Source organism: Stenotrophomonas sp. SAU14A_NAIMI4_5, assembly GCF_003086795.1.
Classification (GTDB): domain Bacteria; phylum Pseudomonadota; class Gammaproteobacteria; order Xanthomonadales; family Xanthomonadaceae; genus Stenotrophomonas.
The window spans coordinates 3,622,548-3,638,763 of the sequence record NZ_CP026003.1 but is presented as its reverse complement, the minus strand read 5'-3'; the positions used below and the strand labels follow the sequence as shown (position 1 = coordinate 3,638,763).

The 16,216-nt window shown below is 67.6% G+C and carries 15 protein-coding genes; 8 read left to right on the top strand and 7 right to left on the bottom strand.

Annotation, left to right across the window (positions count from 1 at the left end; translation table 11 throughout):
* The first annotated feature begins 3 nt into the window (after positions 1–3).
* Positions 4–1,326 carry an aminopeptidase P N-terminal domain-containing protein gene (locus C1925_RS16765; protein WP_108770745.1) on the top strand — a complete coding sequence of 441 codons (1,323 nt, stop codon included), beginning with the start codon at positions 4–6 and terminating at the stop codon, positions 1,324–1,326.
* Between the two features lie 907 nt (positions 1,327–2,233).
* Here C1925_RS16765 and pepQ read toward each other — a convergent pair.
* From pepQ to rph, 7 genes are all read right to left on the bottom strand, one after another.
* Positions 2,234–3,565, bottom strand: coding sequence for a Xaa-Pro dipeptidase (gene pepQ, locus C1925_RS16760; RefSeq protein ID WP_108769877.1), 1,332 nt, complete (start codon positions 3,563–3,565; stop codon positions 2,234–2,236).
* 75 nt (positions 3,566–3,640) lie between these two features.
* Positions 3,641–4,015, bottom strand: coding sequence for a PilZ domain-containing protein (locus C1925_RS16755; RefSeq protein ID WP_108769876.1), 375 nt, complete (start codon positions 4,013–4,015; stop codon positions 3,641–3,643).
* Positions 4,012–6,288, bottom strand: coding sequence for a DUF1631 family protein (locus tag C1925_RS16750; protein WP_108769875.1), 2,277 nt, complete (start codon positions 6,286–6,288; stop codon positions 4,012–4,014). The genes C1925_RS16755 and C1925_RS16750 overlap by 4 nt, the downstream gene beginning before the upstream one ends.
* A 167-nt stretch (positions 6,289–6,455) precedes the next feature.
* Positions 6,456–7,682: a radical SAM family heme chaperone HemW gene (gene hemW, locus C1925_RS16745; RefSeq protein WP_108769874.1), complete on the bottom strand. Its 1,227-nt coding sequence runs from the start codon at positions 7,680–7,682 to the stop codon at positions 6,456–6,458.
* Between the two features lie 57 nt (positions 7,683–7,739).
* Positions 7,740–8,336 carry an RdgB/HAM1 family non-canonical purine NTP pyrophosphatase gene (gene rdgB, locus C1925_RS16740; RefSeq protein ID WP_108769873.1) on the bottom strand — a complete coding sequence of 199 codons (597 nt, stop codon included), beginning with the start codon at positions 8,334–8,336 and terminating at the stop codon, positions 7,740–7,742.
* The gene (locus C1925_RS16735) at positions 8,336–8,722 is read right to left on the bottom strand and encodes a VOC family protein (protein WP_108769872.1); all 387 of its coding nucleotides are present in this window, start codon (positions 8,720–8,722) and stop codon (positions 8,336–8,338) included. The genes rdgB and C1925_RS16735 overlap by 1 nt, the downstream gene beginning before the upstream one ends.
* Positions 8,719–9,444: a ribonuclease PH gene (gene rph, locus C1925_RS16730; RefSeq protein ID WP_005410889.1), complete on the bottom strand. Its 726-nt coding sequence runs from the start codon at positions 9,442–9,444 to the stop codon at positions 8,719–8,721. Before rph ends, C1925_RS16735 begins: the two co-directional genes overlap by 4 nt.
* 124 nt (positions 9,445–9,568) lie before the next feature.
* On the opposite strand from rph, the gene C1925_RS16725 reads away from it, so the two are divergent.
* The 7 genes from C1925_RS16725 (at position 9,569) to C1925_RS16695 (ending at position 16,067) form a co-directional block, all read left to right on the top strand.
* The gene (locus C1925_RS16725) at positions 9,569–10,429 is read left to right on the top strand and encodes a YicC/YloC family endoribonuclease (RefSeq protein ID WP_108769871.1); all 861 of its coding nucleotides are present in this window, start codon (positions 9,569–9,571) and stop codon (positions 10,427–10,429) included.
* Between the two features lie 58 nt (positions 10,430–10,487).
* The gene (locus C1925_RS16720) at positions 10,488–10,937 is read left to right on the top strand and encodes a hypothetical protein (RefSeq protein WP_108769870.1); all 450 of its coding nucleotides are present in this window, start codon (positions 10,488–10,490) and stop codon (positions 10,935–10,937) included.
* Between the two features lie 92 nt (positions 10,938–11,029).
* Entirely contained in the window at positions 11,030–11,641 is a 612-nt protein-coding gene (locus C1925_RS16715) for an AbiEi antitoxin N-terminal domain-containing protein (protein WP_108769869.1), read from the top strand.
* Positions 11,634–12,512 (top strand): nucleotidyl transferase AbiEii/AbiGii toxin family protein, encoded by an 879-nt coding sequence (locus tag C1925_RS16710; protein WP_108769868.1) that lies wholly within the window; start codon positions 11,634–11,636, stop codon positions 12,510–12,512. Before C1925_RS16715 ends, C1925_RS16710 begins: the two co-directional genes overlap by 8 nt.
* A 214-nt stretch (positions 12,513–12,726) precedes the next feature.
* Positions 12,727–13,392 carry a guanylate kinase gene (gmk, locus tag C1925_RS16705; RefSeq protein ID WP_108769867.1) on the top strand — a complete coding sequence of 222 codons (666 nt, stop codon included), beginning with the start codon at positions 12,727–12,729 and terminating at the stop codon, positions 13,390–13,392.
* A 110-nt stretch (positions 13,393–13,502) separates the two neighbouring features.
* On the top strand, positions 13,503–13,799 hold the full coding sequence (rpoZ, locus tag C1925_RS16700) for a DNA-directed RNA polymerase subunit omega (RefSeq protein WP_079223054.1): 297 nt from the start codon (positions 13,503–13,505) through the stop codon (positions 13,797–13,799).
* 105 nt (positions 13,800–13,904) lie between these two features.
* On the top strand, positions 13,905–16,067 hold the full coding sequence (locus tag C1925_RS16695; protein WP_108769866.1) for a bifunctional (p)ppGpp synthetase/guanosine-3',5'-bis(diphosphate) 3'-pyrophosphohydrolase: 2,163 nt from the start codon (positions 13,905–13,907) through the stop codon (positions 16,065–16,067).
* Positions 16,068–16,216 lie beyond the last annotated feature (149 nt).

Here is a 16,216-nt window from a genome sequence, read left to right as displayed (position 1 = left end):
GATATCAAGCAGCGCACCGGCATCGCGGCCGGCGAGTACAAGCGTCGCCGCCGCCAGCTGATGGACATGGCCGGCGACGACGCGATCCTGGTGCTGCCGGCCGCATCGGAGAAGGTGCGCAGCCTGGATACCCATTACCCGTACCGGCAGGACTCGGACTTCCAGTACCTGAGCGGCTTCCCGGAACCGGAAGCGGTGCTGGTGCTGATTCCCGGCCGCCGCCATGGCGAGGCCATCCTGTTCTGCCGCGAGCGCGATGCCGAGCGCGAAGCCTGGGACGGCGGTCGCGCCGGCCAGGACGGGGCGGTGGCGCAGTACGGCATGGATGATGCCTACCCGATCGATGACCTGGACGACATCCTGCCGGGCCTGCTGGAAGGGCGTTCGCGCGTCTATTACCACTTCGGCCGCGATGCGGACTTCGACCTGAAGCTGATCGGCTGGGTCAACCGCGTGCGTTCGCAGGTGCGCCACGGCGCGCAGCCGCCGCATGAGTTCCTGGAGCTGGGCCACCTGCTGCATGAGCAGCGCCTGTTCAAATCCGGTGCGGAAGTGGCGCTGATGCACCACGCCGCGCAGATCAGCGTGCGTGCGCACCTGGCCGCGATGCGTGCGGCGAAGGCGGGAATCCATGAGTACGAGCTGCAGGCCGAACTGGAGCGCGTGTTCCGCGCCAGCGATGCGGTGCCGGCCTACAGCAGCATCGTCGGTGCCGGCCGCAACGGCTGCATCCTGCATTACCGCGACAACAACGCGCGTTCGCGCGATGGCGAGCTGGTGCTGATCGATGCCGGTGCCGAGTACCGCGGCTACGCCAGCGACATCACCCGCACGTTCCCGGTGAATGGTCGCTTCAGTGCCGAGCAGCGCGCGCTGCACGACCTGGTGGGCGAGGCGCAGGCGGCAGCGCTTGCGCAGGCGAAGCCGGGCGTGGCCTACGAGACCGGTCACCTGGCGGCAGTGCAGACGCTTACCGAAGGCCTGCTGCGGCTGGGCCTGCTGAAGGGCACGCTGGAAAAGAACCTGGCCGAGGGCCTGTACCAGCGCTTCTACCGGCACAAGACCGGTCACTGGATCGGCCTGGACGTGCACGACGTGGGCGATTACCGCCTGGCCGGCGATTCGCGCCTGCTGGAGCCGGGGATGGCCTTCACCATCGAGCCGGGTCTGTACATCGGCGCGGATGACACGACGGTGGAACCGCGCTGGCGCGGGATCGGCATCCGTACCGAGGATGACGTGCTGATCACCGATGACGGCCATCGCGTGCTGACCGAAGGGCTGGCGCGGAGTGCGGACGAGATTGAAGCGGTGATGGCGGGTTGAGGGTTTCTGGGTAGCAGGGCTTGCAGCCCTGCACCTGCTGGTAGTGCCGGCCGCTGGCCGGCAACCTCAAGATCAAGAGCCGAAGCGGCATTCCGTGGGATGGCGGGGCACTGTGGGTTTGCGGGGACGCCGTAAACCCCCCTCCGGGGTCCGGCCCAGCCGCTGGCGGCTGTGCGTTCGGGCGCTTGCGAAGCAGTGCTTCGCAAGCAAAGCGCCCTCACCCATGGGGGCTTGGTCGCCGCTTGCTCGTGTGCGCTGTCCTGCGCACACGGCAAGACCGGGGTTGGGCGTCCTGCCCAACCCGCCCGAGGCATGCCTCGGGCCCATGCGGCTCACACCCCGCAAACCCACAGTGCCCCGCCTTCGACAGGTTCACGCGGCTGTGGGCAACTGCTGCTTTTGGTGGGTGCCGACCGTTGGTCGGCACATCTGTCGGACATCGAATGAATCATCCACGCGTGGCGTGGATCTACCGGCGCGCGCGGCTGTTGGTGGGTGCCGACCTTGGTCGACACGATTTTTCTGTCAGATATCGCATGAATCATCCACGCATGGCGTGGATCTACTGGTACGAGCGGTTGTTGGTGGGTGCCGACCGTTGGTCGGCACATCGGTGGGATATCGAATGAATCATCCACGCATGGCGTGGATCTACTGGTAGGTGTCGACCTTGGTCGACACAGAGCGAGCGCAGCGAGCGATCCGCTTTTGGTTTTCTTTTTCTTTTCCGTGGCTGGCCGCACACGGAAATTGTCCGTGGCCGGGCGGATGGGTTGCGCAGGGGCGTGAGCCGCATGGATGCGGCGACCGAGCTTACATGGACGTACTTGCAGCGTCCCCTGCGCAGCCCATCCGCCCGGCCAGGCGTCAGTAATCCCGCCGCACCCTGCGCCCAGCCACGAGGGGCTCAGCCGTTGGCTGCCGCAAACTCCGGACGCGTCAGGTTGTCCGCTTCGCCCTCGGTGCACAGCACTTCGTCTTCGATGCGGATGCCACCATACGGACGGAAGAAGTCCACGCGGTCCCAGTTGACCGCATCGCCATGGCCGGCAGCCTTCACTTCGTCCAGCAGCATGTCGATGAAGTACAGGCCCGGTTCGATGGTCACCACCATGCCCGGTTCCAGTACGCGGGTCAGGCGCAGGTAGAGATGGCCGGCCGGGCGCTCGATGCGGCCGCCTTCCTCGCTGGCCGCGAAACCGGCCACGTCGTGCACCTGCAGGCCGATCAGGTGGCCGATGCCGTGCGGGAAGAACGCGGCGCTGACGCCGGTTTCCAGCGCGGTCTGCGGCGAGACCTTGATGACGCCGAAGTCCTTCAGCACGCCCATCAGCGAAAGATGCGCATCCACGTGCAGCTGCTTGTAGTCGAAGCCGGCACGCACCGCCGCGCACATCTGCTGCTGGGCCGCGTCCACGGCCTCGATCATCGCGGCGAATTCGTCGTGGCCCTTGGCCGCGTAGGTACGGGTGATGTCGCTGGCGTAGCCGTGCGCGCTGGCGCCGGCATCGATCAGGAAGCTGCGCAGCGGCTGCGGTGCAGTGCGGCCCAGTTCGGTGTAATGCAGCACCGCGGCGTGTTCGTTCAGCGCAACGATGTTGCCGTACGGCAGCTCGTTGGCATCCTGGCCCACGGCCTGGCAGTAGGCCATGTGGATGTTGAACTCATCGGCGCCATTGCGGAACGCCGCCTCGGCAGCACGATGGCCGCGCACGCCCAGCACCTGCGCCTGACGCATCAGTGCGACCTCGTACGGCGTCTTGTAGGCGCGGTGCCATTCCAGATGGTTCACCACCGGCGCCGGGTTGTTCGGCACGTAGGCACCCAGCGCGCTCTGCGGCTCGCCGACGATCGCGCAGCGCGACGGATCAGCCGGCAGCAGCGCCAGCGCCTCTTCCGGCTTGCGGATGACGTGGATGTCGAAGTGCTCCACCCACCAGCCGCTGGGGGCGTCGGGCACCACGTGCCAGTAATCGAACGGCTGGTGGAAGATCACCGCCGGACGCTTGCCCGGGGTGAACACCACCCAGCTGTTGGGCACGCGGGTGAGCGGCAGCCACGCCTTGAACTGCGGGTTCACTGCGTACGGGTAATCGCGATCGTCGAACATCTGGTAGTGCAGGGTGCCGCTGGGCACCACCAGGTGGTCGAAGCCGCCGCGGGCCAGCGCCTGTTCGGCGCGTCGGCACAGCACGGCCAGGTGGTCGGAATACAGGGCGCCAGGGTCTTGCTGGATCATTGCGGTGGCTCGACACGGAAAACGGCCCTAGATTCTGCCGCATACCGCAAAAAACCGCTGTGCAGGAACCGGCACTCAGCCTGTCGAAACCGGCGCCTCGTCGCTGTCCTCGCCGATCCAGGCACGCAGCAGCTGCCGATGTTCGCGCGACAGGGTGAGGAAACGGAAGCCGGCCCAGCTCTGCCCCGGGGCATGCGCCGGCTCGCTCCACAGCAGGTGCACGCCCACATCGATGGCCGCGCTGCGGCCGTCGCCCAGCGGCAGCGGGAAGCGCAGCTGGTACAGCGCGTCATCGCGCAGCGGTTGGCTGGCCAGCATCAGCATGCCGGTTTCGGAAACATTGCCCAGCCGGCCCACCACGCTGTCGCGCATCTGGTCGGTGACCGGGACCAGGTCGGACACCTGGCGGCGGGGCGCGCGGCGGGTGTCCTGCGGCGGTAGCTGGCTCATGCGTCAGGCTCCTGGCGGCGACGACCGGCCAACGCGCGCAGGGCAGACAGGCTGGCCTGCCACGCACGGTCGACCAGGCGGCCTTTTTCTTCGGTGACCAGCTGCGCCCGGCCTGCGGCCATCTGCCGGGCCAGCGTATCCAGGTCGGTCTCGCTGCTCTTCTGCCCGCGCGGATTGACGAACAGCACGTGGCCGGTCAGCAGGCTGTACCAGGACAGGCGCTGGCGGCGCACGCTGCCGTCCTCGTCGGCGAGATCGAACCAGCTGCCGAAGGGCAGGTTGGTCAGCTGTTCATGGCAGGCCTGCTCGGCCGCGCTGCGCGGTGCGGCGTCGTGGGTGCTGGTGCTGCCCGCCGCATGCTCGCCCAGCCGCGCGCGCGCCTTCAGGCGTGCGCTGAGTTCGGTGCGCGAGGTGTGCTCGTCCTCGCCGCCGGGCGTGGCCAGGCGGCGGGCGACTGCCGAGGCTTCCTCGGGGTGGTAGCCGACCTGCAGCAGGGCCGCTTCCACTTCCGCGGCCAGCGGCGCGTCGGGCACGCTGTCGGCCCCGGCGGGCGCGGCGGTGACCGCGGCAATGCGTTCGGTCTGCTGCAGGCGTTCCTGCCACTGCGCCGAGTCATCGCCATGGCGCAGCCGGGTCAGGGTCAGGGCGTCGGCCCAGGCCTCGCGCAGCAGGGTCTGCACGAAGCGCGGCGGCTCCTGTGCCTGGCATTGCTGGTCGATCTGCGCGCTGGCTTCGCGGCGGGCCAGGGCCAACCGCTCCTTGCCGCGCGCTGCTTCCACATGGCGGCGTTCGGCCAGCTCGGCGCGATGCGCGGCGGCGCGCTGGTGCTGCTGGATTTCTTCATTGGCCGCAGCGAACGCTTCGGGCGTGCGCGCGTCCTGGCCCAGCAGTCCCTGCACGCTCTGCGCCAGGCGCTGCATCAGCTGCGGGTCCACGTCATCGTCGCCCAGCCAGTTGGCACCGGCTTCGGCGATGGTGTTGAGCAGTTCGCGCGCGGGGTGTTCGTCGCGCACGAAGAAGGCGGGGTCGGCCATCGCCGCGCGCGCCAGCGGCACCTGCAGGCGGGCCAGCAGGGCGGCCGGCACGGGGTCGGGGCGCTGCTGCTGCTGGACCTGCTGCAGCAGCAGGCGCAGCAGGTCGAGGTGGTCGCGATCGTGGCTGGCCAGCTGGGCCTGCGCGCCGTGCTCGCTGCGCAGCTGCGCGGTCACGGCAGTCTGCAGGTCGGTGATGCTGGTGGCGGCGCCGGCCTGGGCCTGCAGGCGCGCCAGCACCGCATCCACCAGGCCACTGGGCACCGAGGGCGGTTCGATGGCCATCGGCGCGGCGTGCCGGGCCTGCTGCAGCAGGTCGTGCAGCAGGTTGGCCGGGGGCGTGGTCAGTTCCGGGTTGGCTGCACCCGGCGGGACGGTGTCGGCGAAGGCGTTCTGCATCAGCGCCGACCACGAGCCCGCGCGGCCGGTGCTGCCCCAGCCGGTCAACGGCTCGGCCGAACGCGGTGCAGGCTGCGTCGCGCGGCCACCGCCGACGGACTGGGTGATGATGCGGCGGGTGCTGGACGAGCGCGCCAGGTACGGGGTGTAGACCAGGCCCGGCAGCACGCCGTGCTGGGCCAGCAGGTTGTTGGAGCGCTCCAGGACATCGCCGAGGCGTTCCAGCAGCTGGCGTTCGAAGCTGCGATAGAGCGCCAGCTGCAGTTCCGCGCTCAGCCCATCCTGTTCGGCCAGGCGCCGCACCAGGGTGCACAGCGCCTGCGGCGCCAGCGGCAGGGTGTCGTTGTCGAACGCCGGGGCGGCGGCCAGCACCGCAAGGCGCTGGCCGAGCAGGTTCAGGGAATTGCCCGAACGCTGGTTTTCCCGGCGCACCATTTCGGTCAGCACCAGGTTGCGGTCCACTTCGTGGTCATCCACCAGCGACAGGCCCAGCAGGCCCGGCGGGCGAGCGGGCGCGCTCGGCGGCGCGGTGTCCTGCGGCGCACGCAGCTGCACCAGGCTGTCGGCCAGCGCATCGAGCATGCGGTCGCAGAAGGTGCCGGCAAACGCGTGCAGCTGGCCACGCTGTGCCAGCAGCTCCGCCTGCATCTGCGGATTGCGTGCATGGTCGGCATCGTGCAGCAACGCCTGTTCGGCCGCTTCCACGGTAAGGATGAGCGGCGCGGTCAGCACATGGCGGCACAGCACCAGCAGTTCACCCAGCAGCTCGCGCACGCGGGGGGGCAGGTCTGCCGCGGCCAGGCGCGCGCTGTCAGGGGTGGCAAAGGGGAAAGCGGCAGACATCGGGTGCAGTTCCGGGATTCCCGCGAATCGACATGGGAATCTACCGTGTCGGCAGCCGCGGGCGCTACTTGAGGAATTTCTGCGGTGGGCACCCGTTCAAACGCAGCGAAGGGCGGCCAGCGGCCGCATCCGCCAGGCGCAACGCATCCGCCGGGCATGGCCCGGCGCTACAGGAACAGGCTCACCACATCGTTGGTGAAGCGGCGGCCCAGTTCGGTCGGCTGCACGTGGTCGCCGCTCACCTCCAGCCAGCCGCGCTGCACGGCTTCGGCCAGCGGTGCGTCCAGCACGCTGCGCGACAGGCCGGTGCGCGATTCGAAATCGCGCAGGCCGAAGCCCTCGTGCAGGCGCAGCAGGTTCAGCATGTACTCGAAGGGCAGGCGGTCGGCGGCGATCACTTCGTCGCCCCCGAACGAGGCCGGACTGCCGGCGCTGTCCATGTAGGCCTGCGGGTGCTTGAGCTTCCAGCGCCGCAGCACGTGTTCCGCGGCACCGGAGCTGATCTTGCCGTGCGCGCCGGCGCCGATGCCCAGGTAATCGCCGAAGCGCCAGTAGTTCAGGTTGTGTGCGCTCTGCCGGCCGGGGCGGGCATAGGCACTCACTTCGTACTGGCCGAAACCGGCCTGCGCCAGCAGCGCCTGGCAGTGCTCCTGCATGTCCCAGGCGTTGTCCTCGTCGGGGATGCCCTGCGGCGGCCGCGCGAAGAACACGGTGTTCGGTTCCAGGGTCAGCTGGTAGTGCGAGATGTGTGCCGGCTGCAGCGCGAAGGCGCGTTCCAGGTCGGCCTCGGCACCGGCCAGGGTCTGTTCCGGCAGCGCGTACATCAGGTCGATGTTGAAATTGTCGTAGCCCGCGTCCTGCGCCATCTTCACCGCGCGCTCGGCTTCGCCACTGTCGTGGATGCGGCCCAGGCGCTTCAGTGCGGCATCGTCGAAGCTCTGGATGCCGAAGCTGAGGCGGTTCACGCCGGCGGCGCGGTAGCGGTCGAAGCGACCGTGCTCGGCGGTGCCCGGGTTGGTTTCCAGGGTGATCTCGGCATTGGGCGCAAAGCGCAGGCGCGCGCTGGCCTGCTGCAGGAAGCGGTCGATCGCTTCCGGCGGGAACAGGCTGGGCGTACCACCACCGAAGAACACGCTGTGCACCACCCGGCCCCAGACCAGCGGCAGGTCCTGGTCGAGGTCGCGCAGCAGGGCGTCGATGTAGGCCTCGAACGGCAGCTCGCCCTTGGCCTGGTGCGAGTTGAAATCGCAGTACGGGCATTTGCGCACGCACCACGGCAGGTGCACGTACAGCGACAGCGGCGGCGGCACCAGGCGCGGCGCGGTGTCGTGTGCGTGGTCGGCGGAGCAGGCTTCGCCGGGCAGGTGGTTGCAGTGGTCGTGGTCGTGCGGCATGGGTTTCATCGGTAGTGCCGGCCGCTGGCCGGCTTCCCTGGGCTAATCAGAGGGGCGTCAGAGCCAGCGGGCCAGCTGCTGCTTGAGCTGCTGCAGGGCGGTGGCGCGGTGGCTGATGGCGTTCTTCAGCGCCGGCTCCATCTCCGCAGCGGTCAGACCGTGGGTGGTATCGAGGAACACCGGGTTGTAGCCGAAGCCGTTCGTGCCGCGCAGTTCGCGGATGATCTGGCCTTCCCAGCGACCTTCGCAGATCAGCGGCTGCGGGTCGGTGGCGTGGCGCAGCAGCACGATGACCGCATAGAAGCGGGCGGTGCGCTGGCCATCGGCAATGTCGGCCATCGCCTCCAGCAGCTTGGCGTTGTTGGCCGCGGCATTGGTCGGGTGGCCGGCGTAGCGCGCGCTGTACAGGCCGGGCGCGCCGCCGAGGGCATCGACGATCAGGCCCGAATCATCGGCCAGTGCCGGCAGGCCGGTCGCTTCGCAGGCCGCGCGTGCCTTCAGCAGCGCGTTCTCGACGAAGGTCAGGCCGGTCTCCTCCACGTCACCCAGGCCCAGTTCGGCGGCCGAGGTGATCTGCAGCGGCAGGTCGGCGAGGATCTCCTGCATTTCCACCAGTTTGCCGGCGTTGTGGCTGGCAAGCACGAGCGTCTTCATCAGCGGGGCTCCAACAGGTCCCAGGTGTTGCCGTACAGATCGCGGAACACCGCGACGGTGGCATAGGCTTCTTCGCGCGGCGCTTCCAGGAATTCGACGCCGGCGGCGACCATCGCCGCGTGGTCGCGGTGGAAGTCATCGGTGTTGAGGAAGAAGCCGACGCGGCCACCGGTCTGGTTGCCGATGCGGCTGCGCTGTTCCTCGTTGCTGGCGCGGGCCAGCAGCAGGGCGGCCGCGCTGCCGTCGGTCGGCCCGACCACCACCCAGCGCTTGCTGCCCTGGTCGATGTCGTCCAACAGGGCGAAGCCGAGCTTGCCGGTGTACCAGGCAATGGCTTCGTCGTAGTCGGCCACCACCAGGGTGGTCAGGGCGATGCGGCGGTTCATGCCGACAGCGCCGCCTGCTGCGCGGCCAGCAGCTCGCCCACGCCCTTTTCGGCCAGGCCCAGCAGCGCGTCCAGTTCATCGCGGCGGAAGGCATGGCCTTCGGCGGTGCCCTGCAGCTCGATGAAGCCGCCACCGTCGTTCATCACCACGTTCATGTCGGTGTCGCAGTCGCTGTCTTCGGCGTAGTCCAGGTCCAGCACCGGGGTGCCGCGGTACACGCCCACCGAAACGGCCGCCACGGCGCCGAGGATCGGGTTGCGCTTGATGTCGCCACGCTTCATCAGCACGTTCACCGCATCGACCAGGGCCACGTAGGCGCCGGTGATGGCGGCGGTGCGGGTGCCGCCGTCGGCCTGCAGCACGTCGCAGTCCAGGGTGATGGTGCGTTCGCCCAGCGCGTTGCGGTCGACGCAGGCGCGCAGGCTGCGGCCGATCAGGCGCTGGATTTCCAGGGTGCGGCCGCCCTGCTTGCCACGCGCCGCTTCACGGTCGCTGCGGGTGTGGGTGGCGCGCGGCAGCATGCCGTATTCGGCGGTCACCCAGCCTTCGCCCTTGCCACGCAGGAAGCCCGGCACGCGGTTCTCCACGCTGGCGGTGCACAGCACGCGGGTTTCACCGAAGCACACCAGCACCGAACCCTCGGCATGGCGGGTGAAGCCGCGTTGGATGACGACCGGGCGGAGCTGGTCGGGCTGGCGGCCACTGGGGCGGGAATCGGACATGGTGCGGGTTCCGTAAGGGCATGGGAGTACGCCGCCATGCCCGCGACCTTGACGGGGCGGGCAGGGGGGCTCAGGTGAGGGCGCTAGGGTACCATTCCCCCTTTGCACGCACCGGACACATTCCATGATTCGAAGCATGACCGCCTATGCCGGCGGCGAGCGCGTCACCCCGTGGGGCACGCTGGGCTGCGAGCTGCGCTCGGTCAACCACCGGTTCCTGGAAGTGGGCACCCGCCTGCCCGAGGAACTGCGTGCGCTTGAACCGCAGCTGCGCGAGCGCATCGCCGCCCGCCTGAGCCGCGGCAAGCTGGACCTGGTCATGCGCCTGCGCGCGCCGGAAGGTGCCGCCAGCCTGCAGGTGAACGAAGCGCTGCTGGGCCAACTGGGCCAGCTCGCGCACCGCCTGACCTCCGATTTCCCCAACCTGCAGGTCAGCTTCACCGAGCTGCTGCAGCTGCCGGGCGTGACCCAGGGCGAGGCCACCGACGCGGCGGCCCTGCAGGCCGAGGCGCTGTCGCTGCTGGACCAGGCGCTGGACGGCTTCGTCGCCGCCCGTGAGCGCGAAGGCGACAAGCTGGCCGCCGCCATTGCCGAGCGCGTGGACGGCATCGAGCGCATCGCCAATGACGTCCGCACGCTGATTCCGGCCATTCGCGACGGACAGCGCGCCAAGCTGGCCGCCCGCCTGGCCGACCTGCCGCACCCGGTCGACCCCGGCCGTGCCGAGCAGGAACTGGTGATGTGGCTGCAGAAGCTGGACGTGGACGAGGAGCTGGACCGCCTGGGCAGCCACATCGTCGAGATCCGCCGCGTGCTCAAGCAGCGCGAGCCGGTGGGCCGCCGCCTGGACTTCCTGCTGCAGGAGTTCAACCGCGAAGCCAACACGCTGGGCTCGAAGTCGGTGGACAGCCGCACGTCCAATGCCGCGGTGGAGCTGAAGGTGCTGATCGACCAGATCCGCGAGCAGGTGCAGAACATCGAGTGATGTGCAGCGGGGCCCTTCGGGCGCCCTTCTTCATTGGGTTTCCTGAAGGCGGGTACGCATGGACGACGCGAACGATCCTCATCTGGCGATGCGCGCCACCGTGGACCTGCTGGATGAGGTTCTGGACGTCGCCGGGCTGGAAAGCGACGCACGCGCCACGGCGGCGCTGGCCATTGCCTTCTGCGACCGGCTGGGGGACCGCCTGGATGCCGACCAACGCGCGGCGGTCGACGCGGCGCGCTGCTATTGGAGTCAGCAGGACAGGACAGGGCGACACCGGTGGCACGCGGTCTATGCGTCCCGGCTCGTTCAGCAGCGGCACGTCCTCAGCCCTGTTGACCGGCTGGTCTGGGGCAGCCTGGTCGACAACACCGGGCTCACCGGGTATGTGGGTGAGTTCCTGGTGCTGGAGGCGCTTGATGCCGGCCTGGGGCTGGATGACGTCGAAGCGGTGTTGTGCGGCTCGGTTCCGGGCTTTGCGGCGGCGAGGGTGCAAAAGCCCTGCTGAGGGTGGGCGCATTGTCGGGACGGAACGAACGCAGTTGTGACAAAACCTATGATAGATTCCAGTTCTGTTTGAGGATTTGTCACATTCTGACGATGCAGACCTCTCAAAATGCCAAGCTCAACCGCCTGCTCGGCACGCGCAGCATGATGCGCGCCCATGAGCTGCGTGATGCCGGTATCAGTGCACAGACGATTGCCCGCGCCGTTCAGAGTGGTGAAGTCGAACGTATCTCGCGTGGTCTCTATCAGAAGCGTGATTCAGAAGTCGAAGAGAATCAGATGCTTGCCGAAGCCAGTATGCGCGTCCCCAAGGGAGTGATCGCCATGGTGTCGGCGCTCGCCTTCCACGGGCTGACCGATCAGATGCCACGACGCATCTGGATGGCCATCGGCAAGAGCGACTGGGCGCCCGTGCAGTCCTACCCCCCGCTGCGCATCGTCCGTTTCACGGAGCCGTATCTGCGAACGGGAGTCGAGCAGCATGCGATCGCGGGGCTCGATGTTCCGGTCTATTCGATCCCGAAGACGCTGGCCGACCTCTTCCGGAATCCCAGGCTGATTGACCGATCCGTCGCCGTAGAGGGGCTGCGCGCTGCACTCCAGCAACGGCGGGCAACGCCATCCGCAATCGCCGAGGCCGCGAAGGCTGGGGGGGCCTGGAAGGTCATGCAACCCTATATTGAGGCGCTCACCTCCAATGGATAGAAGACCGTCCAACCTGGCGAAGTCGGTCAAGGATCGGCTGCTTGCCATCGCTCGCAGAGAGGGGCGCATCTTCGATGTTGTCCTGGTGAATTTCGCGCTTGAACGGCTGCTCTACAGGTTGTCGATCTCGGCGCACAAGGACCGCTTTGTCCTGAAAGGCGGCATGCTGGTCACTGTCTGGGTGGCCGACGGAAACCGGGTGACCCGAGATGCCGATTTCCTCGGTCACGGGGATTCCGATCCAGCCCGTTTGATTGCTGATTTCGCAGAAATCATGGCGGTCGAGGGTGAAGATGGTCTCGCCTACGATACTGGCGCGCTTACCGCGACGGTTATCAGGGAAGAGATGGAATATGGCGGTGTTCGCCTCAAGACCTTCGCCTGTCTTGAAAAGACGCGCATCCCCGTAACCATCGACATCGGTTTCGGCGACGCAATGGCGGATCCGACCTGGCGCATTGACTATCCAACCTTGCTGGATCTTCCCGCTCCCCACATCCGTTCCTATCCGCCTGCCACAGTCGTGGCTGAAAAATTCCAGGCGATGGTGGCGCTGGGTGTCCTGAACGGCCGCATGAAGGACTACTACGATCTGTGGGCAGTGCCACAGGCCATCGAGATATCCGCTGAAGATCTCGACGCGGCTATTGCCGCAACGTTCGAGCGACGGCAGACGGCTGTCCCGAAAGATCGCCCCCCGGGTCTCTCGGCCGAGATGTTCGGCGACGAAGGGAAGCAGCGGCAATGGCGCGCCTACGCGGCATCGCTCGACCTGGAGGGCGTTTCACTGGAAGTGATCATCGGAAGGGTGTGGGAGCTGGTCGGCCCCTCATGCGCGCGGATCACAGCCAGGAAGGGGCAGGGAGGGTGATGGCCGTCTGGACTGGGTTGCGGCCACGCGCTGCGCCCCAGGCAGCCATCCCGGCCCGCTCTGTTAAAGTTGCGTGCCCGCACCCCGGGGAGCCATCTGCCGGGCCTGGTTCCAGGATGTTCCGCGCAGCTCCCGCCGTGCTGGCGCGATCCTCCGCGCCGGTTCTGGAACATCGAGGATAAATTTTGCGAAATCAACAACTTGGGTTCCGCGCATGAGCGCTCCGTCCACCCCGTCGGCCGCCGTTGCGCGCGGCACGCTGTACATCGTTGCCGCCCCCTCGGGCGCCGGCAAGAGCAGCATCGTCAACGCCACCCTGGCGCGAGACCCGCAGATCGCCCTGTCCATTTCCTTCACCTCGCGCGCCATGCGCCCGGGTGAGGTGAACGGCGAGCACTACCACTTCGTCAGCGCCGAGACGTTCGAGGAAATGATCGCCGACGGCGATTTCTTCGAGCATGCCTGGGTGCATGGCGACTGGAAGGGCACCGCCCGCCAGTCGGTGGAACCGCAGCTGGCCGCCGGCCAGGACGTGCTGCTGGAAATCGACTGGCAGGGTGCGCAGCAGGTGCGCCAGCTGGTGCCGGGCACGGTGACGGTGTTCATCCTGCCGCCGTCCAAGCAGGCCCTGCAGGACCGCATGCGCAAGCGCGGCCAGGACAGCGAGGCGGTCATCGCCCAGCGCTTGGGCGCCGCCCGCGATGAAATGCTGCACTTCAACGAGTTCGACTACGTCATCGTCAACGAGGTGTTCGACACCGCCGTGGACGAGCTGTGCGCCATCTTCACCGCCAGCCGCCTGCGCCGGGAGGCCCAGAAGGTCCGCCACGCCGGCCTTATCCAGGCCCTGCTGACCCCCGATGCGGGCGCAACTGACTGATTCCAAAAGAATCGGGTGGGGGTTGGCTTGATTTTGTCCAGCCCCTGCCAGTACACTCCGTCCCCTTTCCCTCATTCGACTGAGCGGCCGACCGGTCGCCGGGAGCCCGTATGGCCCGCATCACCGTAGAAGATTGCCTGGAAGTCGTTAACAACCGTTTCGAGCTGGTCATGATGGCCTCCAAGCGTGCCCGTCAGCTCGCCAACGGCGTGCAGGCCACCCTGGACAACGACACCGAAGACAAGCCGACCGTGCTGGCACTGCGCGAAATCGCCGCCCGCAAGATCGACAACGCGCTGATCGACGAAGTCGAGAAGGCCGAGCGCGAGCGTGCCGAGCGTGAAGCGCTGGAGTGGGCCGCCGCTGAAGTGGTCGCCGACGAAGACATGTCCAAGAACGACGATTGATCGCATCGATCAATGCCGTTGCTTGACCGCTGAACAGCCCGCCCCGTGCGGGCTGTTTCGCATTCAGGGTTTGCCGTAATCGGCGCGCTGGCATAGGCTTCTGGCATGAACCCAGGCCCCACTGCCAAGGTAGCCGCGCCCACCGCCGCGGTCGTACCTGATTACGTCCTCCAGCTCGAACGCGCCGCCCATTACCTGCCGCCGGAACAGCTGCCGCTGCTGCGCCGTGCCTGGGAAGTCGGTGCGTCGGCGCATGCTGGGCAGACGCGCAAGTCGGGCGAGCCCTACATCACCCATCCGGTGGCCGTGGCCCAGGTGCTGGCCGAGCTCGGCCTGGACGTGGAAGCGCTGATCGCCGCGATCCTGCACGACACCATCGAAGACACCCCGCTGACCCGCGAAGAGCTGGCCTCGGAGTTCGGCGAAGCCGTGGCCGAGCTGGTCGATGGCGTGACCAAGCTGGACAAGCTGAAGTTCCGCGACCGCCAGGAAGCGGCCGCCGAGAGCTTCCGCAAGATGCTGCTGGCCATGTCGCGCGACCTGCGCGTGATCATGATCAAGCTGGCCGACCGCCTGCACAACATGCGTACGCTGGGCGCGCAGAGCCGCGAAGCGCGCGGCCGCATCGCCCGCGAAACGCTGGAGATCTACGCGCCCATCGCCCAGCGCCTGGGCATGAGCCTGGTCAAGAGCGAGCTGCAGAACCTTGGCTTCAAGGCGCTGTACCCGTGGCGCCACGCCATCATCGAAAAACACATCCGCAGCCAGCCGGTGGTACGCCGCGAGGCGATGGCGCAGGTGGAAGTGCAGCTGTCGCAGCGGCTGGCGAAGGAAGGCATCGAGCACCGCCTGGTCAGCCGCATCAAGACCCCGTGGAGCATCTACAACAAGATGCGCGACGAGAACAAATCCTTCGACCAGGTGATGGATGTGTTCGGTTTCCGCCTGGTCGTGCGCAGCGTGCCCAGCTGCTACCACGCGCTGGGTTCGGTGCACGCCACCTTCAAACCGCTGGATGGCCGCTTCCGCGATTTCATCGCGATTCCCAAGGCCAACGGTTACCAGTCGCTGCACACCGTGCTGTTCGGGCCCTACGGTTCGCCCATCGAGGTGCAGATCCGCACCGAGGAAATGGACCTGATCGCCGAACGCGGCGTGGCCGCGCACTGGACCTACAAGTTTGGTGGCGATTCGCCCAACAGCGCGCAGAGCCGAGCCCATGCCTGGATCGTCGAACTGATCGATTCGCAGCGCGCCGCCGGTTCCTCGCTGGAATTCCTCGACAACGTGAAGGTCGACCTGTTCCCGGACGAAGTCTACCTGTTCACGCCGAAGGGCAAGATCCTGGCCCTGCCGCGCAACTCGACCGCGCTCGATTTCGCCTACGCGGTGCATACCGACGTCGGCAACATGGCCGTGGCTTCGCGCGTGGACAAGAAACTGGTGCCGCTGCGTACCAAGCTGGTGTCCGGGCAGTCGGTGGAAATCATCACCGCGCGTTCGGCCACGCCCAAGCCGCAGTGGCTGGAATTCGTGGTCACCAGCAAGGCGCGCACCGCCATCCGCCACCAGCTCAAGCAGCTGGAGCACGAAGACGCCGTGCAGCTGGGCCACCGCATGCTGGACCGCGCGCTGGAAGCGATGGATTCCTCGCTGGAGCGCCTGCCCAAGGGCCGCCTCGATGCGTTCCTGGCCGAACACCGTTTCCCGCGCCTGGAGGCCCTGCTGGCCGAAGTGGCGCTGGGCAACTGGATGCCGACCCAGGCCGCGCAGGCGCTGATGGCCTATGCCGAGCTGCGCGGCGGCCCGCATTCGCGCCACCACTCGCAGGAAAAGATCCTCATCAACGGCAGTGAGCGTGGCGTGGTCACCTTCGCCGGCTGCTGCCAGCCGATCCCCGGCGACGAGATCATGGGTTACCACACCGCCGGCAAGGGCATCGTGGTGCACCGCGTGGATTGCCCGAACCTGGCCGAACTGCGCAAGTCGCCCGAGCGCTGGGTGCCGATCGGCTGGGACACCACCGTGTCCGGTGATTACAACACCGCGCTGGTGGTGGAAGTGGAGAACGGCACCGGCGTGCTGGCGCAGCTGGCCGCGGCCATCGCGCAGAGCCACTCCAACATCGAGCGCGTGGATTACCTGGACCGCGACTTCAACGCCGCCGTGCTGGCGTTCAACATCCAGGTGCGCGACCGCAACCACCTGGCCGAAGTCATGCGCCGCCTGCGCCGCCTGTCGGTGGTGCAGTCGGTACGCCGCCAATAGATCCACGCCATGCGTGGATGGTTTTTGTAGAGCCGAGCCCATGCTCGGCTGCTCTTGCCTGAAGCAGCCGAGCATGGGCTCGGCTCTACAGACGGCGCATCGGGCGAGTCCAGTAGATCCACGCCGTGCGTGGATGGTGTTCCGTGAAC

Bases quoted from the DNA above. Each gene is read 5' to 3' on its own strand.
- rpoZ (WP_079223054.1), top strand. From the start codon at position 13,503: ATGGCCCGCATCACCGTAGAAGATTGCCTGGAAGTCGTTAACAACCGT.
- C1925_RS16710 (WP_108769868.1), top strand. From the start codon at position 11,634: ATGGATAGAAGACCGTCCAACCTGGCGAAGTCGGTCAAGGATCGGCTG.
- C1925_RS16725 (WP_108769871.1), top strand. From the start codon at position 9,569: ATGATTCGAAGCATGACCGCCTATGCCGGCGGCGAGCGCGTCACCCCG.
- pepQ (WP_108769877.1), bottom strand. From the start codon at position 3,565: ATGATCCAGCAAGACCCTGGCGCCCTGTATTCCGACCACCTGGCCGTG.
- hemW (WP_108769874.1), bottom strand. From the start codon at position 7,682: ATGCCGCACGACCACGACCACTGCAACCACCTGCCCGGCGAAGCCTGC.
- C1925_RS16755 (WP_108769876.1), bottom strand. From the start codon at position 4,015: ATGAGCCAGCTACCGCCGCAGGACACCCGCCGCGCGCCCCGCCGCCAG.
- C1925_RS16750 (WP_108769875.1), bottom strand. From the start codon at position 6,288: ATGTCTGCCGCTTTCCCCTTTGCCACCCCTGACAGCGCGCGCCTGGCC.
- C1925_RS16695 (WP_108769866.1), top strand. From the start codon at position 13,905: ATGAACCCAGGCCCCACTGCCAAGGTAGCCGCGCCCACCGCCGCGGTC.
- C1925_RS16715 (WP_108769869.1), top strand. From the start codon at position 11,030: ATGCAGACCTCTCAAAATGCCAAGCTCAACCGCCTGCTCGGCACGCGC.
- rdgB (WP_108769873.1), bottom strand. From the start codon at position 8,336: ATGAAGACGCTCGTGCTTGCCAGCCACAACGCCGGCAAACTGGTGGAA.
- gmk (WP_108769867.1), top strand. From the start codon at position 12,727: ATGAGCGCTCCGTCCACCCCGTCGGCCGCCGTTGCGCGCGGCACGCTG.
- C1925_RS16735 (WP_108769872.1), bottom strand. From the start codon at position 8,722: ATGAACCGCCGCATCGCCCTGACCACCCTGGTGGTGGCCGACTACGAC.
- C1925_RS16720 (WP_108769870.1), top strand. From the start codon at position 10,488: ATGGACGACGCGAACGATCCTCATCTGGCGATGCGCGCCACCGTGGAC.
- rph (WP_005410889.1), bottom strand. From the start codon at position 9,444: ATGTCCGATTCCCGCCCCAGTGGCCGCCAGCCCGACCAGCTCCGCCCG.